Origin of the sequence: Methylobacterium sp. NFXW15, assembly GCF_049887755.1 — a bacterium.
Lineage (GTDB): Bacteria > Pseudomonadota > Alphaproteobacteria > Rhizobiales > Beijerinckiaceae > Methylobacterium.
Genome location: NZ_JAGEKG010000006.1, coordinates 55,662 through 82,487, shown reverse-complemented (window position 1 = coordinate 82,487; position 26,826 = coordinate 55,662). Strand labels below are relative to the sequence as shown.

Here is a 26,826-nt window from a genome sequence, read left to right as displayed (position 1 = left end):
TGAGAAAGCAGGTGCTTCCCACGAAATTTGAGCGTCTCCGAAGGGAAGCGGGCCCATTTCAAAATCCGCTTGGGAAGACCGGAAAGATTATTCGGACAGATTCCTGCGTCAGAACGAGAAAAGGGCGGCCCGAAGGCCGCCCTCTCGATCGTCTCGCCTTCGTCCCGCTCAGCCGCGGGAGTTGATCGGCACGTAGTCGCGCTGGGCCGGGCCCACGTAGAGCTGACGCGGACGCCCGATCTTCTGCATCGGGTCCTCGATCATCTCGGCCCACTGGGCGATCCAGCCGACGGTGCGGGCCACGGCGAAGAGCACCGTGAACATGTCGGTCGGGAAGCCCATCGCCTTCAGGGTGATGCCCGAGTAGAAATCGATGTTCGGGTAGAGCTTCTTCTCGATGAAGTACTCGTCCTTCAGGGCGATCTGCTCCAGCTGCACGGCGACTTCGAGCAGCGGATCGTCCTGATGGCCGAGTTCCTTCAGCACCTCATGCGTCACCTTCTGCATCAGGCGGGCGCGCGGGTCGTAGTTCTTGTAGACGCGGTGGCCAAAGCCCATCAGGCGGAACGGATCGTTCTTGTCCTTGGCCTTCGCGACGTACTTTCCGACGTTCTCGGGCTTGCCGATCTCCATCAGCATCTTCAGCGCCGCCTCGTTGGCGCCGCCATGGGCAGGCCCCCACAGGCAGGCGATGCCGGCCGCGATGCAGGCGAACGGGTTGGCCCCCGAGGAGCCGGCCAGACGCACCGTCGACGTCGAGGCGTTCTGCTCGTGATCGGCGTGGAGGATGAAGATCTTGTCCAGCGCCTTGGCGAAGATCGGGTTGACCTCGTACTCCTCGCACGGAACCGCGTAGCACATCCGCAGGAAGTTCGACGTGTAATCGAGGTCGTTCTTCGGATAGACGAAGGGCTGACCGATCGAGTACTTGTAGGCCATCGCCGCCAGCGTCGGCATCTTGGCGATCATGCGGATCGACGCGATCAGCCGCTGGTTCTCGTCGGTGATGTCGGTCGAGTCGTGGTAGAAGGCCGAGAGGGCGCCCACCGACGCGACCATCACCGCCATCGGGTGCGCATCGCGGCGGAAGCCGGTGAAGAACCGGTTCATCTGATCATGCACCATCGTGTGGCGCGTGACGCGGTAATCGAAATCGGCCTTCTGGGCCTCGGTCGGCAGGGTGCCGAACAGCATCAGGTAGCAGGTTTCGAGGAAGTCGCCCTGCTCGGCGAGCTGCTCGATCGGGTAGCCGCGATAGAGCAGCACGCCCTCGTCACCGTCGATATAGGTGATCTTCGACTCGCAGGATGCGGTCGAGGTGAAGCCTGGATCGAAGGTGAACGCACCGGTCTGCGCGTAAAGCTTGCCGATATCGACGACGTCCGGGCCGATCGTGCCGGATTTGACCGGCAAGTCGATCTGCTTCCCGTCCACGGTGATGGTGCTGGTGCCGCTCATGGGACGTGGACCCTTCTGATGGGACGTGACGAGGCCGGACCTGCTCCCCGGAGGCAACCCCGGTCTCGCGAGCGCACCGCAAAATTTTTGCGGTTGCTCACAGAACCTCCGGTTAGCCGAACGGCAGTGCAGCGGCAACGGGGCGGGTGACAAAGCCCGTCAGCCGCAATGCGAAAAACGGGCCGGTGACGGGTGAATGCGCTCCCGCCCCCCCTCATCGGGAACGCGACGGGACGGAGCCGGTTCGCGCGAAACCTCCTACGACAGCTGATCGCCGAGTCGCGCGAGGCACTCGGTCCGGCCCAGTACGGCCATCACGTCGAACAGAGGCGGGGAGGTGGTACGGCCGGTCAGCGCCGCACGTAGCGGTTGCGCCACCTGTCCGAGCTTGCACCCGGCGCTCTCGGCGTGCTGGCGCACCGCGCCTTCCGTCGCCGCCGCGCTCCAATCGGGAAGCGCCTCCAGAGCCGGCAGCACCGCCGCGATTCGCGCACGGCCCTCGTCGGAGAGCAGGGCGCGAGCCTTGTCATCGGGGGCAAGCGGCCGGGCGGCGTAGAGATAATAGGCGCTGTCGAGCAGTTCGATCAGCGTCTTGGCCCGCTCCTTCAGGCCGGGCATGGCGAGAGTCAGCTTGTCCCGCAAATCGTCGGGGAGCGGCACGGGGATGCCGCGCTCGGGGCCGACCTGGGGGAGAATCGCCTCGATGTCGGCCACCAGTTCGGCATCGCCGCTGTTGCGGATGTAGAGGCCGTTGAGGTTGGCGAGCTTCACGAAGTCGAACCGCGCGGCCGAGCGCCCGACTGAGCCGAGGTCGAATGCGTCGATCATCTCCTGCGTCGAGAAGACTTCTTGGTCGCCGTGGCTCCAGCCGAGCCGCACGAGGTAGTTGCGCAACGCCGACGGCAGGTAGCCGAGGTCGCGATAAGCCTCGACGCCGAGCGCCCCGTGGCGCTTCGAAAGCTTGGCCCCGTCCGCGCCATGGATGAGCGGGATATGCGCCATCTTCGGCACCTCCCAGCCCAGCGCCGAGAAGATCTGGCTCTGGCGGGCGGCGTTGGTGAGGTGGTCGTCGCCGCGGATGATCTGTGTGACGCCCATGTCGTGGTCGTCCACCACCACCGCGAGCATGTAGGTCGGCGTCCCGTCTGAGCGAAGCAGGACGAGATCGTCGAGATCGCGATTCGCCCAGGTGACGCGGCCTTGCACCGCGTCGTCCACGACCGTCTCGCCCTCGGTCGGCGCCCGCAGGCGGATCACCGGCTTCACGCCCGCCGGGGCCTCGGACGGATCGCGGTCGCGCCAGCGCCCGTCGTAGCGCAGTGGCCGCCCCTCGGCGCGGGCCAGCTCGCGCATCTGCGTCAGCTCGTCCTGGCTGGCGTAGCAGCGATAGGCGCGGCCCGCCGCCAGCAACTCCTCAACCACCTGGCGGTGGCGCTCGGCGCGGGCGAACTGGAACACCACGTCGCCGTCCCAATCGAGGCCGAGCCAGGTCAGGCCTTCGAGGATCGCGTCGATGGCGGCCTTGGTCGACCGCTCCCGGTCGGTATCCTCGATGCGCAGCAGCATCCGCCCGCCATGGTGGCGCGCGTAGAGCCAATTGAACAAGGCGGTGCGCGCCCCGCCGATATGCAGGAAGCCGGTGGGCGAGGGGGCAAAGCGCGTGACGACGGCTGACGACATCTCTTGATTTCGGACTGGCGGAGGAAGGGCCGACTGAGGCCGGGACCCGGATTGCGGTGGAAAGCGCGGCGGCACGAGATCGATCCCGCGCGTCGTCGCTCCGGCGCGGTTCGCTATCGGCGACAGGGCATTGCTCGGCCCCCCGGGTCAAGTGCCTGGGGGCGAGTAAGTCTCATACCGCGCCCCGGACTGTCGCCCCGTCGCGTCCGCGCGCTAAGGATCGGAGGGGGCCTGCGGCATCGTGGGCCAGGATCGCGGACGGCGTGAGATGCGGGGACTCGGCGCAGGGACGGCGGAGGGCGCGGTGGCCCGCCTCCGCGTCCCCGGCCGGGCGCTGCCTGACCTGAGCGGACACGTCCGCGATGCCCTGGCGATCGAGGCCGGGCAGAGGCGACTGTTTCCGTGGCTCGCCGTCGCCTTCGGGGTGGGTATCCTCATCTTCTTCGCCGCAGCGGATGGGGCCCCCTGGCTCCCCGCACCGCTCATCGGCGCCACGCTCTGTCTCGGTCTCGCGACCCGCCTCGGCGGCCGACCGGCCCTCATGGCCCTGGCACTCGGGCTTGGATTCGCCAGCCTCGGCTTCGCCGCCGCCGCGTGGCGGGTGCATAGCGTGGCGGCCCCCATCCTCGCGCGGACCATGGTCGCACCGCTCACCGGGATCATCGAAGCCCTCGACGAGCGTGAGGAGGGCGCGCGCCTGATCCTGCGCGTCGAGCGTTTCGGCGCGCTGCCATCCGAGGCGATGCCCCGCCGCGTTCGGGTCTCGTTCCGCAAGGCGCCGCCGCTCAAGCCCGGCCTCGCCTTGAGCGCGACCGCCCGGCTGATGCCGCCACCGGAGGCGGCCCGGCCGGGGGGCTACGACTTCGCGCGGGATGCCTACTTCCAGGGGATCGGCGCGGTAGGATCCCTGGTGGGACCGATCACCGTGCGGCCGACGCAGGACCTGCCCCTGGCCTTGCGCTTCGCCGCAGCCCTGGACGATGCCCGCAATGTCCTGACCCGGCGGATCGCGGAGGGATATGGCGGCCAGCCCGGCGCCATCGCCGCAGCCCTCGTCACCGGCAAGCGCGGCCTCATCGGCCCGGCCGCCAACGACGCCCTCCGCGCAGCCGGCATCTACCACGTCGTGACGTGCTTGCGGGTTGGCCGGCAAAAATTGGATGTTGGGGTCGTTCTTAGTGATTGTAAGTCGATTGCTTCTTGAGCGTAGTGAACCGCGTTGATAGACCCCGCGCGGCAGGGGGTGGGGTTAGGGGCGCTTGGAGGCGGGCTTGCGACGCGCCGGCGGGAGCGCCGGGACACGGGTGATCTCGACCAGCGGAGCGACCTCAGTGCACTCGCCATCGATCATCATGCCCATCGGAGACTGGGCGCCAGCCTCGTTCGCTCGCCGCCCCTTGGTCCACCGGACCCAGGCTGAGTTGCAGACGCGCTGAGTATCCCCGTCGGACATCAGCTTCGCTGCCTTCCCGATGACAAACAGCTGCGTCTGCCCGCTTTCGTCGCCGTCCGGGCGGAACTCGACGATCCGGAAGCCCTGCTCGATGAGGCGAGCAGTGATGCTGTCAGGGGCCTCCTTGGCCCACGCCGGGCTTTCCTGGACTTGCCAGAAATTGCCCTGAAGCGACCCGATTCCCCCCGTTTTCGCCCGGCTGGAACCGATCATGACCGCCCGGCCCCAGGGGCGCACGCTCTCATGACGCTGGGTCGGAATGGCTCCCACAGTAATTTTGTCCCCCTCCTCTCCTTCGGCAGGGGCCTGCGAGTTGCCAGAATTGCCAGAACGCTTGCGCATCCCGCTCCCGCGCAACTCCGCCGGATCGATCACGACGGGGCCGGCCGGAAGCGTGCCGGCAGCGCGGGCGTTCCGGAAGAGGACGCCGCCGCTGAGCTCATCGAGCTCATGCAGGACGCACTCGATGGCGTTCCGAGCCAGCAGCAGGTAGCTGGGTCCGAACTTGCCATACCCGTGGTTGATGCTCCTCTCGCGGTGCCCCATCCACATCTTGACCTGCTCGTCCGGGACGAACGGGACGCCGTAACGGACATAGGCCTCCCGCAGCATCGTGGCGCCGAAATCCCTCACGCTCGACGGGATGAAGTCCGGACCCAGCCCGAGGATCGCTCCGGCGGCCTTGAAAGGCTTCCGAAGATCGTCGGCACTTTCGTCGATCCAGGGGCCGTCTCCCCAGCAGGAGATCTCGGCGAGGAGGGAGGGCGGGATCGGCAGGCTCGGCCGGTACTTGTTGTAGTTCTGGGGCCTGCCCTTGGGATTGAGGTGGTAGACGCCCTTGCGCAGGTCGATCTGCTCGGCGGTGGCCGACGCGGCCGCATCTGCCCGGCACACGAAACCAAGGACGAGCAGCATCCACCTCCGCTGGGCCTCGTGGTTTTGGATGAGCTTGAGGAAGGCCGCCGTCTCTTCGAGCGTCGCGTGATCGTTTCGGTCGCCAGGGGCGTCGACGCGCATGACGCCGGCCACGTCCTTCTTGGTGTTCAGGATGAACCTCTCCGGCACCTCACAGAGGATCCTGTCGTCGTCATCAGGGCGGCGTGCCCAGTTGATCGCCGACTTGATGAGGATCATGCAGTTCGAGACCGTGCCCGGGCCCATGCGCCGCCCGGCAGCGCCGGCCGCCAGCGCCTTGATGAGCGTCTTCTGCGCGCCCAGGGTGAAGGCGCCCACCTTGATACCGGGGAGCGCCGCCTCGATCCCGCGGAGCACCGAACCGGAGTGAGAGCTCCAGCTGTCACCCTTCCCCGGGCGGAGGAGATAGAGTTCGACCACGACGTCGAGCTCAAGGTCGGGCTTGTCCCTGAAGGCCTCGCCCGTATCGTCGGCGGCGAGGAGGGCGACCATGGTCTTCGCCTCCTGCTCGTCCTCCGTATCGAGGCTGACCTTGTCGTCGTAGCCCTTCGACGGATCGTACTTGGCGACGTACCACTTGGGGGACACGCCGAAACGCTTCAGCTTGAGCCCATCGATCACGAAGTGCTTGCCGGTCGCCTTCTGCTCGGCCTCGCCCATCGCGATGAGGGCGCGGACGATGGCGAGCTTCGGCGGGCGGACCGCATTCTTCCGCTGGCACCTCAGCGCGTTACGGATGGAAGGCGGCCCAGCCGCGCGGCCGCGCGCCGAAGCGACGCTTCGGACAGAGTGCCTGTGGCGGCGGGTCGAGCGGCCGACACGGGGCGCTCCGGGATCGACGAGGGCGTTCTCGGCCGCAACGATGGCGGCCTTGCTGACACTGGCTTCCATGGTTCCACGTACCCTTCCGTAAGTAGGTCCCGAACGAACTGTTCGAGTTCGTCTCTTCGGTATAAAATCCTACGCTTTCTGCGTAGGTACCCGATGCGGCGCTCCTGCCTGGCACGCCGCAACTGCTTGTCCTCAAGCACGTCGCCGTAGACCTCGTAGGCCTCCGTCTCGGTGATCAAGTCGCCCATCGAGATGGGAACCGCAGTGACCGTGGCCTGACCGTCATCCGGTCCTGGCCCGCTCATCGGGTGCCCCCATCCCAGCTCGGTTCGGGATCGAGCGCAAGGTCTATCCCTCGGCGACCAGGGCGCAAATCGGCGTCGTAGGCTCGCCGAGAGGTTATCGACGACCAGCTTCTCCGCGCCGTCCGAGGCTGATTAACCGTCCTGATCGGAGAGCCTTCCAAGCGGGTGGTTTCGGGCTCACCGGGCATCCGCGAGAGCCAGTCCGAGCGGCCTGACGGGGCGCCCCGATGGCCTCCTGAGGCGCTTAGGATTGAATATACGATCCTTGGGTCGGACGGCGTGTGAGCCCCGACAAAGCAAGGATCAGGACTTATGTCCTTACAGGACTCGTGCACAGATTCTTGATTTCGAGCAGCCCGGGGCAACCACGTCGCGCGGGCTCCGGACCCAGCAAATCGACGGTTGTTTCGGGATGACGGGGTGCCGAAAACGGGCCCCCGGGACCCCGGCCGAAACACCCAAAAGACGGGTGTTCGAGCCAGTGCCGAAGTCCGCTTAGAACCGCCAAAACGAGGCGGCTGCGACGTACCATCGCAGGGCCCAGATCGCCTGGGGATTGTTCCTGGACTCGGTTCGCGAGGGCTATTGACATGCATCGGAGCCTCCCCCGACCGAGTCCACGACGCGCAGGTAGACGACGTTGTCGCCCCCATGCCGATGGCGCGAGCGCAGGGCTCGGCGCTCCGCCTCGACCATGACTTCCGCTGCGATGGCCAGCCGGGCTCGCTCGACGGCCGCGTCGTAGACGGTCGCCCCAAGCTCCCTCTCGATCTCGGCCAGGGTCCCGAGCAATGCGAGGATGCGCTCATCCATGACGCTGTCCTCCCTGAACCGCCGTTTCGCCACCGCCTTGGGCTGAGGGGAGGGCGGGATCGACCTTGAAACCTTCGAGCGTTGTGACTGGGGCGTCAGTGACGTCTTCCGGGGGCGGCACGCCGACGATGTCGTGAACCTCGTCGCCGCCAAGGACGCGGCGCTCCATTAGGCGCCGAGCTAGCCGGTCGATGGTGCGAGCATTCGCTCGTACGAACCTTCTCGCCCTTTCGAAGAGATCCTGGAGGTCGGCCTCAACCACCTGCGCGAAAGCAGGATTTGTCCGGGTGAGCGACACGACCTCCGCCTGGTCCCCCCGGTAGAGGAGCGATCCGCCGAGGCCCCAGGCGCCGTGCTTGCCGGCAACCAGCGCAGTGGCGTGCGCGAGGTCGGACTGGCGGCTACCGCCGGCACCAGAGGTGATCCCGCCCCAGTGCTCATCCGCGGCCCTGCCGGCGAGGATCGACACCACCAGGGCGTCGAGGTCGGCGGCTGACATCATGTCGGTATCACGCAGACGCGCCGAGGTGCGACCAGCGTACCCGCCCCGCGCGACCAGGGACACGTTCGTGATCGTTCCGAGCCCGAGCAGGATCGTTGCCGAAGCGTGCGATGCCTCGTGCCTTGAGATAGCCCGGAGCAGGTCCGGCGAACGGGTCTCCGGCGGGGCGATCTGATCGATCAGGTCGCCGAGGACCATCTCACGACCGTCCTGCCTCGCCGCCATCCGGGCGCCCTTGGCCCACCCAGCGATCTCGGCGCCAGTGGCCCCCGCGCCGATGTTGGCGAGCGGCATCAGGTCGATGCCGGGCAGCGCGTCGCCGAGGTGCTGCCGGAGGATGCCGGCGACGGCGGGGATGTCCGGCCGCGGGATGTGGACGATGCGGTTGAGCCTGCCTGGCCGCACCAGTGCCTCGTCCAGGCGCTCGGGGAAGTTCGTCGCACCAATCACGATGAGACGCGAGTTTGCCCCAGAGACCGCAGAGTCCAACGCCAACAAAATATGGGAAATGATGGGCACCCAATAGTCTCTGTGGCGACTATCTACGGTAGCTCTATTAGGAATACTATCGCACTCGTCGAGTAGTATTACCACAGGACCGCCAATAGATGCGGCTCGGGCAAACAGGCTATCGACCGCCTTCACGATATCATTGAGATACCCGCCCGTGCTCGCGAACCACGTCGAGACGCTCGTCGCGATCAGGGGGACGCCCGCTGACTTGGCAAGGCTTCGGGCGAAGGAAGTCTTTCCTACTCCTGCATCTCCTGCCAGGACGATGTTGCGGTCCTCTATGGACGACCAGCTACGTGTATGACGACGATACTCTTCAATTGCGGAGACCAGCCGCAGCCCCCATTCCTGGGCCTCGCCATAGCCGAGGCAATCGGCGAGCGCCGGCACGGCTTCGAGCCCGACCTCCACATCGGTGCGCTTCGAGGCCGAGGCGGCCCGGAGACGTCGGACGCAGGCTGAAGGGGTACTGCCTCTACGGATGCAGGCGACGATCTCTGTCGGGGCGAGACCCTGCGCCAAGCCATCCGCGAGAGGCCTGGGAACGCGTCCAGTGATGATCTGGATCGTCCTACGGATCGCCTGCGTAGATGGATTACCGAGCGTCACCCGAAGGTCGGCGGCCGCCATCAGGGCTGAGGGCAGGTAGCGCTCGGGAGCGGTCGATACGCCGACGATGCTGCGCCCACCGCCCAGGGCGTTGGCGCAGGACTCGTTGCCGACCTCCGGACGGTCAACCGTCCGACTGCCGCCGTGGCGCTTGATGATGTCCTTCCATTCGTGCGCCCGGTAGAGAGCGTCCGCGACGGGCTCGACCCAGTCCACGGTCGAAACCGCGACGGTCATCGCGAGCCCCCGGCCCATGGAGAGCCGGCGGCGGTCGCGGGGTGTCATGGCTTCGTGCAGCATCGCCGCCGCGAGCACCGTCGAGACGGGGAGGTCTGCCGCCACGTCGGTCAGAGGGAGCCGGTGCTTGCCTCGGCTTGCATTGACTGCCTCAAACGCTTCGTCGAGTTCCTCCGCGGCGCTCCTAGTCTTCCGTAGGTTCTGGATCCGGCCCGGGGGCTTCGGTGTCGGGGTCTTCTTGCTCATGGCGGCCTCCATCGCAAGGCCGCCGCACGCGTCCATGCGCGCCGGTCAGGCCCCGGGGGGTGTCTCGGATCTGATCGAAAGGGTGTCGGCCGCGGTCAGGCGGCACCGGCGCCGTTCGGCGCGCGGTTTCGGTTTGAGGCGGAAGCGGCAGGACATCGGGCTGATCCTTCAGGATGACGGGCTACTCTGGAGGGCCGGGGTCCCAGGCGTCGAAGTCGACACGGCGGGCGGTCGCGCTGACCCTGATCCCCGGCCGGCTTGGCTCGGCGCGTTCTCGGAGACAAAGGGCTTGCGCCTCGGCCTCCATCAGGCAGGCACGACCCATGGCGACGAGCATCGCTCTGACGATGCGGGTGAAAGCCTCGCCCGGGTATGTCTCGCTGGCGAGCATCAGCCGGCGGAAGATCTCGCCGACGTGCCGGGCGCAATCTTCCGTGTCCGGAGGTGGCCCGGTCAGGGCGGAGCCCGCACAGGCGTCACACAGCCTGCCGGGTGGCTTCAGGGCATCGTTCATGAAGGCTGCCTCCGCACGGGGCAGCCGGCCGCAATCGATGGCGGCGGGTCAGCCCAGGAGGATGTCGGGCAGGCGCGAAAGCGCCCGGACGGGGGCGGCCAGGGAGGGCTGGCCTACGAGACAGCGGTTTTCCGGAGAGTGGTCGTCATCGGGAGCGAACCTTCAAAGGGCTTCCCGGGCGCGCGTGGCTATCCTCGGGAGGAATCGGCGTGGGCCGGTGCGGGGATCCCCGCCCGGAGCGCCATGCATTTGGTCTGCGCGAACATCATGTACGAATAAAAGGTAAACAGTTGGCATGGCAAGTAAGCAGCCAATAGCCTGCACAAGCATTATCCGACAAGGTTAACGCTGAGGACGGCCCCCTTGCCGCACTGGCTTCGGGTCGACCCGGTCGCGTTTCAAATCCGGATGAGTGTTTACCTGTCATGTGGCAACCTCATCGAAAGAGCTTGGCCGTATGAATTCCGTATGCAACCATAAAGCGAACCAAGGATGAATCGCTTGTGGGAGCGATGGGTTGGCCACGTTTTCGCCAGCTGACGCTTTCCACGCTGCATGCGATCATTGGCGCAGGCGGGTGGTCGGGCGATTCGTCAGATGCAGTCGAATTCGGTAATACACGTCGACCCCGTAGAAGATCATTTGAAGCGCAAGTTGCGGCAGCACTTCCGGGATCTCGGATTTTCGAAAGCTGAAGATGGCTCGCTCGTTCTTCCGGGCAGCGAAAAGGAACATGTGCGTCGGCTTCACGCGGCGCAAAGGAACGACCGTGTCTCCGGCAACCTCCGCTTCATCACGGAGCGGGGCGAGAAACTGCTTCCGCATTTTGCGGACGGTCGAAAAATAGATCCGTCGAAGATCAAGCTTCGGCTCATACGGGTGCCGCAGCGCGGCGTTCATGCCGAGATTTTTCGCCTGGCCTCCCTGACTTGGTCCGTGCCGGTTTCACTCGGGTTCGGTCGGAGGATGAGGTACCTCGTCTGGGACGACCACCACGACAAGCTGGTTGGGATCTTCGCGCTCGGTGACCCGGTCTTCAACCTAAGCGTACGCGACAAGCTCATCGGATGGTCGGCAACCGACAGGAAGGATCGGCTCGTCAGCATCCTCGACGCATACGTCCTCGGTGCCGTCCCACCCTACAACATGCTGCTGGGCGGCAAGGCCGTCGCCTGTGCCATCCGGTCGACGGACGTATTCGAGGATTTCGCGAAGACCTACGGCGGCAGCACCGGGATCATTTCCGGCAAGTCTAAGATCGCCAAGCTGCTGGCGGTGACGACCAGCTCTTCGATGGGTCGATCATCGATCTACAACCGCCTCAAGCTCGGCGATGATGCGTATTTCAGGAGCATCGGCTACACGACGGGCTGGGGCCACTTCCACATCAATGACCACCTGTTCACGGAGATGCGCAAGTTCCTGCGGCTTCGCGGGCATCGATACGCCGATGAGCACAGCTTCGGGCAAGGCCCCAACTGGCGGCTCCGCACCATCAGGGCGGCCATCGGCGAATTGGGATTGAACGAAGCCGTGTTGAAACACGGCATCCGGCGGGAAGTCTTTTACGCCCCTTTCGGCGCGAATGCTGCCGAGATCATGCGGACCGGACAGGGCACTCTCGACACCTCGAACCTGCTGACGGTGGCGCAGATCGGCGATCTCGCCCGCGAGCGCTGGATGGTGCCGAGGGCGGGAAGGCGGGACGAGTTCCGCGCGTGGGAGCGGCAGGGCATCCTTGACCTCGTCCACGGGTCGGGCCGTGTCGCCGCATCCGACGTGACCGGCATCGCGGCGGCGGGGTGAAGGAGACCTCGATGCTGGCAGACCTCAATCGTCGGCTCGACAGGCAATTCGCCACCCTGCGCACCCAGCGCGCCGCCAGCGGCCTACCTGTCTTCGCGTTGGAACACGGCTTGAGCGAGCCGGAGATCCATTCGCTCAAGCTCTTCCTGTCAGGTGAATTGAAGAGGAAGGGCAAGCTCGACCACGCCCATTGGCTCTGCTGGATCGCCGCCGCCGCCGAGGTGGGCTACTCCTTCGACGGCGTCGAGTTCTGGACCTCGTTCGAAGGGGCGGTTCCCGGCTGGTCGACGATGGGCAGCCGCACGACGATCCGGGACTGGTACAAGCGCTTCCGCGAGCGGTTCAGCGGGATCCGTCCGGAGGGTCCCTGGGCCGAGCACTTCTCCATCATCGCCTGGCCGATCACGCACTCGATCCTGCCCAAGGACCTGCAGTCCCAGTTCGCACGACTCCTCTACGAATGCAGGTATCGGCTCGCCAGCATCCAGGACCAAGGCGCTGACAAGATCGGCGAACTCCTGCGCAAGGCTGGCCCCGATACGAACACCCGGTTCGGGAATTTCCTTGAACAGGTCAACCTGACCGGCATGCTGTTCATCGCCCTGCGCGACGAGGGCATCGGCGAAAGGGTCTCGCCCATCGAGAAGGCGACCCTCTCTCGCATCATCGGCGACCTTGAGCAGCGACAGGCCGCCAAGGAGTGGCTGCGCGAGGCCCGACGGGTGATCCGAGAGGCCAGCCTCAAGCAGTCCCGTCACCTCGCGCCAGCGCCCGCCAAACCCAAGCAGGTTCAGGAGAGGCCCGTCGAAGCGGTGCCCATCGAGAGGCACGCTCTACTGACCGCACGTCGTGCCGGCGGTGGGTCATGGACCCTGAGGCTGCAACTTCCCGACTTCAGGCCGATCCTCAAGGCGGCGAAGATCGGCAATCCGGAACTCGATAAGACGAGGATCCGCTTCTTTGACGAGAAGGGCACATGGCGACCCGGACGTTCACTCCTTAGCCTCTCCAAGTCCGAACCCGCGATCACCCGCCTTCCGCCCACGGATCGGGTCATCGACTTCGAGACGAAGATGCCGGGTGTCGAGCAGGCCCTCCGCCGTGCCATCTCGATCCCCGGACCATCTCCCTGGCTATTGAGGGTGCAGGCAGACGGCGTCGCCCGGCAGGTCATCGGGCACCACGTTCGCGTCGGACAGACCTACGTGCTGGCGTCCACGCAACCGCTCGCCCGCACGGCGGTCGAGGAACTCAAGCTTGGCGTGATCCGTGAGGCGGAGGGATCCAACCTTTATGAACTGAAAGTCCCTGACGCGCTCAGCGGCACCCGCCTGGCGGCGTTGGAGAAGATCGGGCTGGGGTACAGCCTCGGAGCTCGTATCGACCCAGCCGGCATCGTGCCGAGCCTCGATCCTTCGACGGGCCAGTCGATCTGGTCGCCCGACGACGAAATCATCCTCAGGCTATCGGCCGACTACGCGGTACGTGAATATCAGGTGGCCGTCGGCTCCTCGCCGGCCGTCAGAATACCCGGTGACGGGCGGTCCGAGATCCTATGCACCTGCGGACGACTTCCCCTCGGCCCGGGGACGGTCACGGTTGCCGCGGTGCCGATGGACAAAGGCTTGGCTGAGCGGGTTCAGCCCGAGGTGCTTCGAACGCTCGTGCGGGCACCGCGTCCATGGTCGAAGGCGCCTTCCGAACGCTGCGGTTTGAAGGTCTCCGTCGACCCACCGGAGGCCAGGCTCGGCGAACTCCTGGCCGGGCAGGCACGGATCACCCTTATCGGGCCGCCGCGCAGGAAGGTCACGGCCAAGGCGGAGTTCTTCGACGTCAACGGTCACGTTCAGGCAGCCGAGCGCCTAGGCGAGAGGGAGCTCCCGGCCGACCCTGATTGGTTCAGGCGCGCCGTCGATCCGCTCAACAAGGAGAAGTGCTGGGACCTCATCCAGTCCTCGCCCAAGGTCGACATCGTCTTCGATGCCGGCGAACTCGGATCCGCCCGCGTATCTTTCCGCAATAAGGTCGAGCCGCTCCGCTGGAAGGTTTCGCGCGAGCGCGGGAGCATGACGGTTCGCCTGATCGATGAGGCAGACCGGCCCGAAAAACTTTCGGTCGAGCGTTACGACCTGATCGCGCCCGACGTGAAAATCGCGATGACACCCGACGCATGCATGGCCGGCGTCCCGCTCGCGGCGAAAGGGTCCATGTTCGTCGCCATGCTGGATGGCAAGCGCTACCGCACGGTGATTGCCCTCTCCCCATCGGGGAAGTCGACGTCGCTCGCTGACCTAGCTTTCGAGCCACCTCTCGATTTCGTCGGTCAGGATCCCCGACGGATCCCGCGGCTGATCAACCTGCAGCGCCTCTGGAAAGGCGCGAACTGTATGGGTCCCCTCGCGACAATCCGCAGGTGGCGGACCATTCAGGACCTGGACGCCAGGTTGCTGGAGATCCTGTGCGGTCAACATTGGCTGAGGGCCACGCGCGAGTTCACCGAGCGGCGTGTGACGAGCGACCGAACCCTGCAGCAAATGGTAGGGGTCCCCTCATTCGCCAAAGCGCTGTCGGAGGCTTTCGCGGGCAGGCCCGATGCGTTGCGGGGAGGGCTGCCGCTCTTCCGGCAGGCAGCCACCCGGTATCAGGTTTGCTCCGATGCCGATGCCATCAAGACGGCATGGCAGATAGCCATGGAGCCTGCGGCTTTGTCCTTCGCGGATCCCCGCAGGGGACGCGACCTCTTCGAGGGCATCGCCGCTAATAAGGGCCTTGCCAGGGGGGCATTCCTCGTGCGCGCGGTGACTGCCGTCGATGCGGAGCCGGTGGCACCGAAGGAGGTAGCCGCATGACGGTCGCCGTCATCCCGCCGAAGGATGCGTTCACCCGGATCGCGTCATCCCTCTGCATTCCGGACCCAGGTCAGGACGCAGAACGAACCGTCGCCTTCATCTGCCAAGTGATCCGCCGGGCCGCGCTTGCGGTCACGCCCTGCGGTCGCGGGGCGCTGGAGGCCGTAGCCGTAGAGGCGCTCCGGGGCTTCTGGTCCGACAGGTCTGCGCTCGCCCTGGCGGTCGAGCAGGCCACCGAGGAACTGCTCGCCTACGGCGACCTTCTTGAGATGCAGGTGCCCGTTGAAGGCTCCGGCCGCGCCTCATTCGTCATACGGCCCGCCCCGCCGCACCACGTGATGCGGGGTGCGGATTCCTGTGTGATCCTCGGTCTCGGAAACGAGGAGATCACGCCGCTTCCCGCCTCGACCTTGGCCCGTGTCCACCACGTCGGCGCCTTGCGGTTCCTCCAGGGCGATGGATCCTCGGACCTAAGCGCCCTGCTCGCGGAGAACGGGTTTCCCTCCCTCGACCAGAAGGGTTGGCTTCGCCTGCCCCGTGAGGAGACCCCGGGGTCCTTCCTCCGTGTCTGGTGGGACAAGCTGGCGGCCCAGGACCGTAGCGGAGAGATCGACGGCCTTCACGTCATCTCGGTCGAGAGCAGCGTCCGTTACTACAAGGGTCGCTGGGAGGAGCCCAAGAAGCTGTCGGGTCGCTTCGTGGGGCGCAGGCCGCAGGCCTACGGGGCGGACCTCTGGTGCATCGTGGAACTAGACGGCGGCCGTCCGGTGCGCCTCCTCGACGTCACGTCCGCCGGCGATCTCCGGAGACCCTGCGACATCGCCTGGCGGATCCAGATGGCCCAGGACGCCCTGGCCGGTAGGCGGCAGGTGTTCCGGGTGGCCCGGAACGACGACGCCACCTTCTTGGAGTTCCTCTCGCCGCTGCCCTCCTGGGCACAGCGTCGCCTGCTCGTCTCGGGTGCCCGGGCCCAACGTCCCCGGTGCCTGATGGCGTTCGCGATCAGGCCCAGCGAACTGCCGAACGTCCTGGACTTCCTAAAGAACTGCCTGTGGCTCGAAGAAACGACGCACTGAGCGCCCGATGACAACCACCATCCAGCAGACCGTCGACGAACTCCGTCGGACCCTGACCGAGTATATCGAGGCCACCTACCACATCGGCCATCCCGGCATGGTGGACCAACGCCGCCGGCTGCTCAGCGAGGTGGGCAACATCCACCAAGTCCCGTTCCTCGAAAGCACGCCACGCTACGTTCCCGGCGGTCGGTACGAGGACATGCAGGGCGTGCCGGCGGCGGCCAAGGAGGCCTACTGCAGGCTGGCGGACACCTCAGAGGGCGATCCCCTCGTGTTCAACCCGCCCTACAGCCACCAGGCCACCGCCATACAGGAGACGCTGGGCAACGGGCGCAACCTGATGGTCATGACCGGAACGGGGTCCGGCAAGACGGAATCGTTCCTTCTGCCCATCCTCGGGAAGCTCGCCATCGAGGCGCGCGACAGGCCCAAGTCCTTCCGTCGCTACGACGCGGTGCGCGCCATCGTGCTCTATCCGATGAACGCGCTCGTCAATGATCAGCTCGGCCGCCTGCGCCTGATGTTCGGCGACACCCGCACGGTCAGGATGTTCGAGGAATGGGCTGGGCGCCCGGCACGGTTCGCCCGGTACACCAGCCGTACCCCCTATGCCGGCGTCCGGACCTCCGCGAAGGACGGCAAGCGGCTGGCCACCATCGGAACCTTCTTCGGCGCCATCGAGGACGCCGCCAAGGCCCTGCCCGGTACTGAGGGGCCGACCAGCGAGGAGGAGAACGAGCGCGCGGGCCACCTGCACGCCGAACTGTCGAAGCGGGGCAAGTGGCCGTCAAAGGAAAGCGTCTCCGCGTGGTTCGGCAAGCCGGGCACCCACTGGCCGGGCAAGAACAAGCAGTCCAAGCGCGGCGTGCTCCGCCCCCACGACGCCGAACTGATCACCCGCCACGAGGTCCAGGAGAACCCGCCGGACCTCCTCATCACGAACTACTCGATGCTGGAGTACATGATGCTCCGGCCCATCGAGCGGCCGATCTTCGACAAGACCAAGGAGTGGCTGCAGGACAACCCCGAGGAGAAACTCCTCATCGTCATGGACGAGGCGCACCTCTACCGCGGCGCCCAGGGCGCGGAGGTGGGGCTTCTCCTCAGGCGCCTGCGCGAGCGTCTCGGGATCGGCCCGGACCGGCTGCAGGTCATCTGCTCGACCGCCAGCTTCGATGACACAAAGAACGCTGACCGCTTCGGCGCGGCGCTCACCGGTGTGCCGAGGGAAAGCTTCGTTCCCGTGACCGGGACGCTGAACCACCGCAAGCCCGCCCATACGGGCAACGAGGCCGACGTGGCCGCCCTGGAAGGCGTCGTTCTGGACGACTTCTATTCGGCCGACCCCGACCTCCAGCGGCAGACCACGGCTTCGTTCCTGAAGTATCGCGGTCAGACACCGGAAGGCGACCTGGAGCCGAACCTCCATGCCGCCCTCAAGGATTTCGCCCCATTCAACATGCTCGTGAACGAGACGATGAAGGTCGCGCGGCCGCTGGGAGCCCTCGGCGACCTCATCTTCCCGGGCGTCGAAAGCCTCAGGGCGGACACGGCCATCACGTCCCTCCTCGCGCTCGGCAGCCGGGCCAAGCTGGCTCCCGACCAGCCGAGCCTCCTGCCGTGCCGCATCCACACGTTCTTCCGTGGGCTCGCCGGCCTTTGGGTCTGCATGGACCCGGAATGCTCGGCGCTGCCACCCGACGAACGAGGCGGGCCGGCGGGGCGCATGTATGCCCAGCCCCATGAACGATGCGACTGCGGCGCGACCGTCCTCGAATACTTCACCTGTCGGGATTGCGGGATTTCGTATGCCCGAGGCTATGCCACCCGCCCTGACCGTCCATCGGACACCTGGGCCGCCCCCGGCTCCCTGATCCACAACGACGAGGGCGGGGCCGAGGCGCTCCAGCCGTTCGACCTCATGCTTGAGGTACCGCCTGATCCGGACGCTCATCGCATCGCCGTTTACGACCTGATGAACGGCAAGATTGACCCTGAGATCCCGGGCAACCGGGTACGGCACGTGTACCTCGCTCCCGAGGCTCCGGAGGTCGTCGATGACGATAACGAACCTCGGCGCGCCACGCCTGGCCAGTTCGTGCCCTGCGGTTGCTGTGAGGGTAGAGCGGCCTACAACCAGTCCTCGGTTCAGGATCACCAGACGAAGGGCGACCAGCCCTTCCAGGCCCTGCTCTCGACGCAGATCCGCATCCAGCCGCCTGGGCCTCAGGATGCCTCCGATTTCGCGCCCCTCCGTGGGCGGAAGGTCCTGATCTTCTCCGATTCTCGTCAGATGGCGGCCCGCCTCGCCCCGACCCTGCAGACCTTCTCGTTGAGGGACACCGTCAGGGCGCTCGTCCCGGCCGGCCTCAAGATCCTGGGCGATCCCGAATTGCTTGGGAACAAGGTCACGCTTGATTGCGCCTTCGCGGGCCTGATGGTGGCGGCTCAGCGACACCGCGTTCGCATTCGGCCCGAGTTGGCCGCTGGCGAGACCATGCCGACGGTCGGTTCCGGCACCTTCGGAAGCGAGGTGGACAAGGATCAGGTCTACGAGTTGCTCGACGAGACCTGCCCCGAGAACCTCCTCTCGGCCATCGTCCGGGTGATCCGGGATCACCACCTCGGCCTGGAAGCCCTCGCCGTGGCGAGCGTCCGCGAGGCTGACAAGCATAAGGCCTTCATCCCGACCCTTCCTGACCTGCCGGGATTGGCCACGACACCTGAGGAGAAGGTCCAGGTCGTAAGGGCTTGGCTCCGGTGCTGGGTCCGCAAACCGGGAATCTGGTTCAAGGGCATGCCGGGGGTCTGGTGGCAGAAGGAGGTCAAGGGCCACGCGGGCAAGTTCGCTCCGATGGAAAAGGTGCTGGTCGCGAAAGGCACGCGCGCCGCGTTCGACGGGAAGTGGCTCCCCCAGTTGCTCCAGAAGTTCACCGTGACGGCCGATGACGGCGGCAGGCGGCTTCTCGCGAAGAACCTCATGCTGGAGTTCGGAGGGGACTGGCGGCGGTGCGAAACCTGCCGTTCGGTCCACCGTCCGATCAGCCGCGTCCCGACCTGCATCGACTGCAGTTCCTTGAACGTCCAGTCATTCGACCCCGGTGACGACAAGGTCTTCGAGGCTCGAAAGGGCTTCTATCGCAAGCCGGTCACCACCGCGATGGAGGACGAGGCTCAGGCCCCCTTCTCTCTGATCGCGGCCGAGCATACCGCGCAGCTCAACGCTGCCCAGGCCGACGACGCTTTCTCCCAGGCCGAGGCGCACGAGATCCGCTTCCAAGACATCAACCTCGCATGGAGGGGGACGGATCGGTCGGAGCCGGCCATCGACGTACTGTCGAGCACCACGACGATGGAGGTGGGCATCGACATCGGCGCGCTGTCCGGCGTCGCCTTGCGCAACATGCCGCCGGGCCGGGCCAACTATCAGCAGAGGGCGGGCCGTGCCGGTCGCAGGGGCAACGCCGTCGCGACCGTCGTGGCCTTCGGGAGCGTGGACAGCCACGACGACCATTACTTCGTCAAGCCGGACGAGATGATCACCGGGCCGGTCACCGACCCTCGCTTGACCCTTGAGAACGTGGACATCGCCCGCCGCCACGTCCGCGCGTTCATCATCCAGCGCTACTCCGAGGATCGCATCCCCGGTGTCGATCCCCTCACCAATGCGAACCTGTTCTCGGTCCTAGGGAAGGTCGACGAGTTTCGCGGCGGCGGGGTTCTCAACCGCAATGACTTCGCTGCGTGGCTGCAGGAATCGAAGGGGAAGCTTGAGAGTGCGCTCGACCGGTGGCTCCCTAGTGAGCTTACGCCGGAGGATCGCGCCCTGCTCATCGCCACCCATGGCGATGACGTCCTCAAGAACGTCGAGGACGCCATCGACTGGACTGGCGACGCCACCGTGGACGATCAGGGTCCGACGCTTCCGGTCGAGGCGCCGCCCTTGGAGGAAAACGAGAAGGACCCCGAGGAAGTCGCTGAGGTGCCCAGCGCGGATGACGAACTGGCTGACCCCGGTTCGGACAAGCTGCTGGATCGATTGCTCTATCGCGGCAAGCTTCCGCGATATGCCTTTCCGACGGACGTGGCCTCGTTCCACGTGTTCGATCCGAATTCCACCTCGTACAAGGCCAAGACGCTGTTTGCCCCATCGCAAGGCTTGAACATCGCCCTGTCGCAGTATGCACCCAACAAGCAGATTTGGATCAAGAACAAGCAGTACACGTCGAAGGCGATCTACTCACCCTTCGAGGAAGAGCGCAAGAAGGCATGGCGTGGGCGCAAGCTCTACTACGAGTGCGACGTCTGCCACCACGCGAAGACCACGGACTTCGACCGGGAGCGGCGGAACGAACGCATAGCCTGCGAGGCTTGCGAGACCGAGGGGTCTTTCGGGCCCGCCGTCAGTTGGATCCGTCCGCCTGGTTTCGCCCACCCCTTCAGCATGGTCGCGACATCCCAGCCGGATGAGAAGAGCGAGACCGCGTACGCAACACGGGCAAAGCTGGTCATGTCCACTCCGGGAGATGCGGATGGCTGGGTAGCCGTCAACGACCGCGTCCGGGCATTCCCGACGCGAAGAAACCTACTCGTCTCGAACACGGGCCCCGGCGAGGACGGGTACGTCTACTGCACGGCCTGCGGTCGCATCGAGGCCGAGAAAGACCAGGACGAGAACCTGGGGCAGCCCCACAAGCCTCCCTATCCGGACTCCGACGAGGAACTCTGCCTGGGAAATCGGATCGCGAGGCATGTGGTGCTCGGCACCGACTTCATCGCGGACATCTGCCTTTTCTCGATCCGGCTGGAGATGCCCCTCCAGTTGCGGCCCGGGAACACGGAGACAGAGACGGCCCTTCGAACGGTGTGCGAGGCGATGGCCAAGGCCGCCTCGAAGCTCTTGGAGATCGAGAGCGGGGAGATCCTCGCGGAATACAGGCCGGCCCTGACCCCTGCCGGGGCTCATGGCAAAGAGGTGGAGATTTTCCTTTACGACACCCTCGCCGGCGGCGCTGGTTTCTCGCCCCAGTTGGCCCATCGCGCCGGAGACCTGTTCAAGACGACGCTCGCCATCCTGAGCGAATGCCCGGAATGCTGTGACGCGTCCTGCTACCGGTGCCTGAGGAGCTTCAAAAACAAGTTCGATCATCCATTGCTCGACCGCCAACTTGCGGAACAGCTCCTGCGCCATGCCCTAGAGGGGGGCATCCCGGACTATTCGCCCAAGAGAGCCGCTATCTCGTTGGACGTCCTGTTCTCGGACGTGACGAGGCAACTCTCTGACAGGTTCATGTTCGAGCGGGGCGTCGAGAGAACTGCTGCAGGCAAGAAGGTCACCGTACCGATCCTTGCCACCAACCGGGAGACGGGCGCGGAGCATTGGATTGCCCTGGCCTCACCCGTCGCCATCAAGATCCCGACCGACAGGGCGCTGAGGGAACTCCCGTACGCGCAATCCGAGCCGATCATCTGCGTGAACGACCTGTTGGTGCGAAGGAATCTTCCGGCCGCCGTCAGGATGGTCGAGGAGAGGCTCGGGTAGCGATGTACGTTTGCCTCTCGTCGGCTTCCCGCGTCCGGTACCTTGAGGATGTCGCCCGTTCGGTATCCATGCCGCCTGGGGCGATCATCCGTTTCAGATATGCGACCAAGATTGTCGATCCGAAGGTTCTGGCCGCGGCGTCGACAGGAAAGCTTCACGGGCAACGGACGCTGATCTGCTTCCTCGACGCCTCGAAGATGGAGCTGTTCCCCAGCATCGTCCCGACACGGTTCGCAAGCATCGAGAAGGTCGAGGTGGTCGGAGGGTTCATGACCCTCGACCTCAAGCTGTCGGACTTTCCCGACATCGACGAGAACGTCGATGTTCAGGACAGGTTCGGGGGATTGGACCGAGAAATCCCTGTCCCCAGCGGGCAGTCCGCGTCCAAGTGGGAAAGGGTGAGATACTTCTTCGGGCAAATCGAAGACCCGAAATTTCAGTCGTCGAATTCCGATCATGCCTGGCAAAGGATCGTCACCAAGCTGGCAGGCTCCGACGGCTTCAAGGATGCCAAGTATGGACGCTTCTTTCGGGTGTATGGCCTCAGCCAGGACGCTGCAGGGCATCAGGACTACCGAACGGCCATGTCCCTCAGCGCTGGCGTACCGTACTACATCCAAGTCAGCTATTTCTCCCCGGCTGCAGTCGAAAACATTGACGTTCTCAGCATCTCCGCCAGTTCCGATGCTATCAAGGTCATTTCGCAAAGCGCGATGACCCTCGATTCTGACTATGACAAACAGACCTTTATTGTGCAGGGCACAGGGCCGGAAGTGCAAACGGCCTCCTACCTAAATTTCGTGCACGAGCCTTCACCAAGCGCTGAGGACAAGCGCAAATGGAAGCTGCGGTTCGAGCTTCCAGTCATCGCTGAGGCCGATGGGCTCAACAAGATAATTCGTGCAGCACTTGCGGCCGCTTCACCAGCGGCCGCAGCGTTGTTGGGCATTTATGCGGCCGGAAAGCTAAACTTCGGCTACGCTTTCGTTGTAGTTGGGGTATATATCGTTTTCGGATTTGCAAACTTTATGCTCGCTAAGCAAAAATGAAAGATCGAAGCGCATGAAAATTATCGATGAAAGCCGCAGTAATTCGATTGGTAGAGAATTGTTTTTCACGTCTACAAACAAGAAGGGGCAGATCTGCAGTCCCCATCGGTACGCAGACGGTTCGTACAGAGCTGTTCGATATGAGGTGGGCAATCCTCAATGGAAGGCTGTAACCCGATCGTTTGCTTTTACCGACGATGAAATGCCTGCCGTGATGGCGGATCCTGAACTGTATGTTCGGATGTCACCTATCAACGATCCGCGTAGCCCTGCGCTCTTTAGGACTGTAAACATTTCGAAGAATGCGGATTGAACCATCACAGAAGAAGATAAAAAATTGCTGGAAAGCGCACCAGTTCATCTGAGCCATTCAATCACGGCGCAACTTTCAGAGGCATAAAGAATGGCACATAACAAAATTGTCTTTGTCAACATTGGATGGATGAAAGACTACGCCGGTGTTTCGGTCAATGATCAGGCTGTAGGTGGCCATGGATATCTTAAGCAGGGCAACATTGGGCACGAGGTATGGAACTTCATGCCTCTTAAGGGCAAGGTTTACGGGTATGTGCCACGGTCTGCACGGATCAATCTCAAAAATCTGGGTGGATCGAGAATCGACGAGTTTGTGTATCCGGCTACGGTTGTTTGGATCGCTCGAAATCCCAGTAACAAAAAAACATTTATTGTGGGATGGTATAATAATGCTACTGTATACAAAGAAAATGAGCATATCAAACTAAAAAGGAAAGGCGGATTCGAGGTAGGATATCAAATTGTGGCGCAGGCCGATGATGCAACGCTTCTGCCAGTAGATCGCCGGTTGTATCCTATACCCACAGCGAAATCCAAGGGCAATCTTGGGCAAAGTCCTGTATGGTACGGCGTAGACCAAGGTTTTCGTGATGCCGTGGAGGATTACATCGACTCTGGAGGAAATTTTCCTGCCGAGAAGAAGGCAAATTCGAAATCGAAGTACGCAAATCGACAGACCGACCCCGAACTTCGCAGGAAGATAGAACTAGCGGCAGTCAGGCATGCGACCGCCTACTATGAGTCGGCGGAAGGCGGATCACAGGTCGTCGACTCAGTCGAGAAGGATGGTGTTGGCTGGGATTTGAACGTAACGGCACCGACCGGTGCGATTCTTAAGGTCGAAGTGAAGGGCCTAAGCGGTAAGGACGTCGTGGTAGAGCTCACACCAAATGAATATAAAAAAATGAAGCATAGTGATCATCGATATCAGTACGTAATCTATATTTTAACTGAAGCATTGACGCCGAATGCTCGTAGCCATGTGTTTCGACACAATGCTGAAGCCAGTAAGGGAGGTAAACTTGTCTGGGCTGCTTCCGATGGCCGCCAATTGGAAATTGAACCCGTCATTGCTGCACGACTTTCGGCATCTTTCGCATAGTACGAACCAAAATCTGAATTTGTTTAGACGCGCTTCGCTAACCAATCGCCAAGGCCTAGTCGAACCACGAGTTCCGAAACCTTCGCGCCATCCCATACCTGGACCGGATCTCCATCTGGTGCGGTGATCGCGCCTTTCGGCGAATGCACTGCGAAGATCATGCGATGATATCGTTCGCGGCGGGCCCTAAACCTGGCGACGTAGTCGTCGAGGGTGGCCTGCCCGGCCTGGCCCTTCACCTGCACGAAGGCGATCTCGTCGATGGCAGGGTTCTCGACCTCAACGTCGATGCCCTCCGTCGCCCCGCCGATCTTTGCGATCCTCGTCCAGCCTGACCGCGAGAGGATCAGGTCGACCAGCACCTCGAAGTCCCTTGGCCCAAGCCGTGCGACGAGTTTGCCCACGGCCGCCTGGTATGCAAGCCGCGCCGACATGGCGGCGGCCGTGTCGGCATCTTCCTCATCACGGATCAGGCGAAGGATCTCGCGCCACCCCTTCGGCTCGCAGACCGTTCCCTTGAAGCCGGCGGTCGTCGTGACGATGCCGGGCAATTCCGACATAGCCAGGTAGCGGCCGGCCAGGGAGCGATTGTCCCAAGGCCGGTCGAGATCGAGCCAGAAATGGCCCTGTTCTGCCGTCTCGTTCGACGGGCTGACAGTGATGCCATCGCGTACGGTGGCCCACCACAAGAAGCCATCTTCGAACGTGACCCACAGGTGCTGGCTCGGTCCTTCCAGTAGTGTCCGAAGCGCGTTGAGATCCTGGGTTGCACCGGGCCTGGCGCCGTATTGCTCGCGCAGGATGGACCCGATGGAGGCGATGTCGCTCTCTCGCAGTGTCTCGTCGGGTATCTGATCCCAGCCGGCGTGCAGACGCGACATGCTCTTGGCATCGGGCCACCAGCGGCCACCCGCCCCGTTCTTCACGTAGCGGACCGAGACGGGGAGATCGGACACGACGGACTCCATGCGGCTCATCCGGGCGGCTCATACCGCCAAACGAACTGCAACATCGTAAGCTCAACGAGCCTGCGGTCGGCGCGGTACGTCGTGATTGACCGGGATCACGAATTTCCTGTAGCGATGCCGTCGGGCTTTTGGCACAGTCATTTGTGACGGCGGGATTGACCGCTATCACGAGGAAGACAATGGCCACCGCCGACACCTTGACCGACCCCGATCTGCTCCGCGAACAGTTTCATAGCCAATACGGCAACGGGTACGACTTCGAGGGGTCGACACTCATCGACATCGTGGTCGGCACCGGCCGATTGCTGGCCGAGATCGTCGGGTCGGAAAACGCCGACGTCGGCATGGCAGCCCTAGTCAGGCAGCTCGGTTACCGCGTTGAAGCTCCCGAGGATTGGGCCGAGGTCCTGAAGGATGATGCGTTCGGTGACGCGTTTTCCTGGAAGCTCGGAGAGACGTTCCATAACCTGAACGCCTACGCCTACTACGGCATCGCGCTAACTGGAGCGTCTGCGCCGCAGGACCGGGAAGCCTATCTTAAGAGTGAGATCGCGCTGGCCGGCGCCTTCATGGACAAGGTGCCGTTCGCGTCTTGGGAGATCGATCCGGCCGATGCGGGTCGCACCCTGCGGCTGGCGCGCGGTCGCTTCGCCCTCGACACGGGTGACCTCATCGAACCCTGGGCGCTTGCCGAATTCGGTGGCGTCAGCGAGCGGCGCATCCGCAACATGATGGCCGGAGGCGAGCGCGTCTTCGAGCCGAAGGACGGCGGGGTGCCTGCAGCACAGGCCCTGGATTGGCTGAAGCAGCGCAAGCTGTTCCGCCCCTCCTCCTGGCGCGATCAGAACACGTTCGAGGATCTCGCCAGGGTCGACCGCCACGAGTTGGACGAGGAGATGCTGTTCGTTCCCGTCGCCGCCGACGGCTCGACCTTCCATCCCGGCGTCGGTCGTGAAGATGGCTTCACGACCGGTCCCACGGGTCGGGAGAAGACCTGGCCGAGCTTCGAGGAAGCGCTGTCGGCGCTTCAAAGGTCGCCCGAGCCGATCTGGCGGCGCCCGACGCCGCGCGGACTTCGGACCCAGGCACGTGGGGTCCGGTGGGAGCGAACCACCCGGACGGCCCTCGACAGGATGGCCACGGACGCCGCCGCACGACTCTGACCGCCAACGAAAATCGAATCGCCAGCAGCAAAGGATCACCCCGATGAGCCTCGACGCCTCCAGCCGTGCCCAGATCGAGCGCGTACTTACCGCCCTGACTTCCCGTTCCGCGGACGAGATCTCACGCAGCATCGACGCGGCGGGCCATTCGCCCTTCCGGGACGACTTTCTCGGTCTCGGTCGGGAGGGACGCTTCAGCGCCTTCTATGCCCCATTCGACTGGATCAATGACCAGGCAGACGTCGTCATCGTTGGCGTCACTCCGGGAAGGCGCCAGGCAAAGGATGCCCTGCTGGCGCTCCGTTCGGCCGCCTTGAAGGGTGCTTCGGTCGAGGAGGCCGCGGCGGCCGCCAAGTCCACCGCGTCCTTCGCCGGCATGCGGGACTTGGGTGCCCGCCTCATGGATCATCTCGGCCTGCATCAGGTGTTCGGCGTGCGCAGCACCGCCGATCTCTTCGGCTCCGCCTCGTCACGCGTCCACTCGACGTCGGTGCTGCGCTATCCGGTCCTCAAGGACGCTTCGAACTTCGCCGGGGATCGACGGATCATGTCACGTCCCTTCATGCGTCGCATGGTCGAGGATAACCTCGTCCCCGAGTTGGCCCGCTTGTCGAACGCCTGGATCGTTCCATTCGGCATCAACGCCCTGCTGGTGCTGGAAAACCTTGCCGCCCGTGGGCTGATCGATGGTGACAGGCTCCTGGGCGGAGTCCTGCACCCGAGTGGGCAGCAGTGGAACCGGTACAACGTTCAGCTTGGGATCACGACCGGGGCGGCCATCCGGGACGTTCCTGGCGGCGTCGAGGTGCTCCGCAGGAGCGATCTCCTCCGCGACAGAGTGAGCCAGATCGTGAGCTTTCGGCCGGCCGCCTGAGGA

At 64.4% G+C, this 26,826-nt stretch carries 15 protein-coding genes and 1 pseudogene; 9 read left to right on the top strand and 7 right to left on the bottom strand.

Features of this window, described 5'->3' with window-relative positions; genetic code table 11:
• Positions 1-168: 168 nt before the first annotated feature.
• Both gltA and gltX read right to left on the bottom strand, forming a co-directional pair.
• Entirely contained in the window at positions 169-1,458 is a 1,290-nt protein-coding gene (gene gltA, locus J4O73_RS14810; protein WP_378971876.1) for a citrate synthase, read from the bottom strand.
• A gap of 258 nt (positions 1,459-1,716) precedes the next feature.
• Positions 1,717-3,138, bottom strand: coding sequence for a glutamate--tRNA ligase (gene gltX, locus J4O73_RS14805; protein ID WP_426218491.1), 1,422 nt, complete (start codon positions 3,136-3,138; stop codon positions 1,717-1,719).
• A gap of 268 nt (positions 3,139-3,406) precedes the next feature.
• Here gltX and J4O73_RS14800 point away from each other — a divergent pair.
• Positions 3,407-4,270, top strand: a pseudogene (locus tag J4O73_RS14800) (ComEC/Rec2 family competence protein); the annotation flags it as partial.
• Positions 4,271-4,387: 117 nt separating this feature from the next.
• Here the strand turns inward: J4O73_RS14800 and J4O73_RS14795 are convergent.
• The 4 genes from J4O73_RS14795 to J4O73_RS14780 form a co-directional block, all read right to left on the bottom strand.
• Positions 4,388-6,397: a hypothetical protein gene (locus J4O73_RS14795; RefSeq protein WP_426218490.1), complete on the bottom strand. Its 2,010-nt coding sequence runs from the start codon at positions 6,395-6,397 to the stop codon at positions 4,388-4,390.
• An 827-nt stretch (positions 6,398-7,224) separates the two neighbouring features.
• Positions 7,225-7,455: a hypothetical protein gene (locus J4O73_RS14790; RefSeq protein ID WP_426218489.1), complete on the bottom strand. Its 231-nt coding sequence runs from the start codon at positions 7,453-7,455 to the stop codon at positions 7,225-7,227.
• Positions 7,448-9,562 carry an AAA family ATPase gene (locus J4O73_RS14785; RefSeq protein ID WP_426218487.1) on the bottom strand — a complete coding sequence of 705 codons (2,115 nt, stop codon included), beginning with the start codon at positions 9,560-9,562 and terminating at the stop codon, positions 7,448-7,450. The genes J4O73_RS14790 and J4O73_RS14785 overlap by 8 nt, the downstream gene beginning before the upstream one ends.
• Before the next feature lie 181 nt (positions 9,563-9,743).
• Complete coding sequence (locus tag J4O73_RS14780) at positions 9,744-10,076, bottom strand: hypothetical protein (RefSeq protein ID WP_426218485.1); 333 nt, start codon at positions 10,074-10,076, stop codon at positions 9,744-9,746.
• Between the two features lie 555 nt (positions 10,077-10,631).
• On the opposite strand from J4O73_RS14780, the gene J4O73_RS14775 reads away from it, so the two are divergent.
• From J4O73_RS14775 to J4O73_RS14750, 6 genes are all read left to right on the top strand, one after another.
• Entirely contained in the window at positions 10,632-11,882 is a 1,251-nt protein-coding gene (locus J4O73_RS14775; RefSeq protein ID WP_426218484.1) for a Druantia anti-phage system protein DruA, read from the top strand.
• A gap of 11 nt (positions 11,883-11,893) precedes the next feature.
• Positions 11,894-14,731, top strand: coding sequence for a hypothetical protein (locus J4O73_RS14770; RefSeq protein WP_426218482.1), 2,838 nt, complete (start codon positions 11,894-11,896; stop codon positions 14,729-14,731).
• Positions 14,728-15,807: a hypothetical protein gene (locus J4O73_RS14765; protein WP_426218481.1), complete on the top strand. Its 1,080-nt coding sequence runs from the start codon at positions 14,728-14,730 to the stop codon at positions 15,805-15,807. Before J4O73_RS14770 ends, J4O73_RS14765 begins: the two co-directional genes overlap by 4 nt.
• A 7-nt stretch (positions 15,808-15,814) precedes the next feature.
• Positions 15,815-21,352: a DEAD/DEAH box helicase gene (locus tag J4O73_RS14760; RefSeq protein WP_426218479.1), complete on the top strand. Its 5,538-nt coding sequence runs from the start codon at positions 15,815-15,817 to the stop codon at positions 21,350-21,352.
• 2 nt (positions 21,353-21,354) lie between these two features.
• The gene (locus J4O73_RS14755; RefSeq protein ID WP_426218477.1) at positions 21,355-22,401 is read left to right on the top strand and encodes a hypothetical protein; all 1,047 of its coding nucleotides are present in this window, start codon (positions 21,355-21,357) and stop codon (positions 22,399-22,401) included.
• Between the two features lie 403 nt (positions 22,402-22,804).
• Positions 22,805-23,818 carry a DUF3883 domain-containing protein gene (locus J4O73_RS14750; protein WP_426218475.1) on the top strand — a complete coding sequence of 338 codons (1,014 nt, stop codon included), beginning with the start codon at positions 22,805-22,807 and terminating at the stop codon, positions 23,816-23,818.
• A 23-nt stretch (positions 23,819-23,841) separates the two neighbouring features.
• Here J4O73_RS14750 and J4O73_RS14745 read toward each other — a convergent pair whose 3' ends face one another.
• A complete protein-coding gene (locus tag J4O73_RS14745) occupies positions 23,842-24,786 on the bottom strand; it encodes a restriction endonuclease (RefSeq protein ID WP_426218474.1) in 945 nt (314 codons plus the stop codon).
• 179 nt (positions 24,787-24,965) lie between these two features.
• Between J4O73_RS14745 and J4O73_RS14740 the strand changes: the two genes are divergently transcribed.
• Together J4O73_RS14740 and J4O73_RS14735 are read left to right on the top strand one after the other, a co-directional pair.
• Positions 24,966-25,949, top strand: coding sequence for a hypothetical protein (locus J4O73_RS14740; RefSeq protein ID WP_426218472.1), 984 nt, complete (start codon positions 24,966-24,968; stop codon positions 25,947-25,949).
• 43 nt (positions 25,950-25,992) lie between these two features.
• A complete protein-coding gene (locus J4O73_RS14735; RefSeq protein WP_426218470.1) occupies positions 25,993-26,823 on the top strand; it encodes a hypothetical protein in 831 nt (276 codons plus the stop codon).
• Positions 26,824-26,826: the final 3 nt, after the last annotated feature.

Bases quoted from the DNA above. Each gene is read 5' to 3' on its own strand.
- gltA (WP_378971876.1), bottom strand. From the start codon at position 1,458: ATGAGCGGCACCAGCACCATCACCGTGGACGGGAAGCAGATCGACTTG.
- gltX (WP_426218491.1), bottom strand. From the start codon at position 3,138: ATGTCGTCAGCCGTCGTCACGCGCTTTGCCCCCTCGCCCACCGGCTTC.
- J4O73_RS14795 (WP_426218490.1), bottom strand. From the start codon at position 6,397: ATGGAAGCCAGTGTCAGCAAGGCCGCCATCGTTGCGGCCGAGAACGCC.
- J4O73_RS14790 (WP_426218489.1), bottom strand. From the start codon at position 7,455: ATGGATGAGCGCATCCTCGCATTGCTCGGGACCCTGGCCGAGATCGAG.
- J4O73_RS14785 (WP_426218487.1), bottom strand. From the start codon at position 9,562: ATGAGCAAGAAGACCCCGACACCGAAGCCCCCGGGCCGGATCCAGAAC.
- J4O73_RS14780 (WP_426218485.1), bottom strand. From the start codon at position 10,076: ATGAACGATGCCCTGAAGCCACCCGGCAGGCTGTGTGACGCCTGTGCG.
- J4O73_RS14775 (WP_426218484.1), top strand. From the start codon at position 10,632: ATGCGATCATTGGCGCAGGCGGGTGGTCGGGCGATTCGTCAGATGCAG.
- J4O73_RS14770 (WP_426218482.1), top strand. From the start codon at position 11,894: ATGCTGGCAGACCTCAATCGTCGGCTCGACAGGCAATTCGCCACCCTG.
- J4O73_RS14765 (WP_426218481.1), top strand. From the start codon at position 14,728: ATGACGGTCGCCGTCATCCCGCCGAAGGATGCGTTCACCCGGATCGCG.
- J4O73_RS14760 (WP_426218479.1), top strand. From the start codon at position 15,815: ATGACAACCACCATCCAGCAGACCGTCGACGAACTCCGTCGGACCCTG.
- J4O73_RS14755 (WP_426218477.1), top strand. From the start codon at position 21,355: ATGTACGTTTGCCTCTCGTCGGCTTCCCGCGTCCGGTACCTTGAGGAT.
- J4O73_RS14750 (WP_426218475.1), top strand. From the start codon at position 22,805: ATGGCACATAACAAAATTGTCTTTGTCAACATTGGATGGATGAAAGAC.
- J4O73_RS14745 (WP_426218474.1), bottom strand. From the start codon at position 24,786: ATGGAGTCCGTCGTGTCCGATCTCCCCGTCTCGGTCCGCTACGTGAAG.
- J4O73_RS14740 (WP_426218472.1), top strand. From the start codon at position 24,966: ATGGCCACCGCCGACACCTTGACCGACCCCGATCTGCTCCGCGAACAG.
- J4O73_RS14735 (WP_426218470.1), top strand. From the start codon at position 25,993: ATGAGCCTCGACGCCTCCAGCCGTGCCCAGATCGAGCGCGTACTTACC.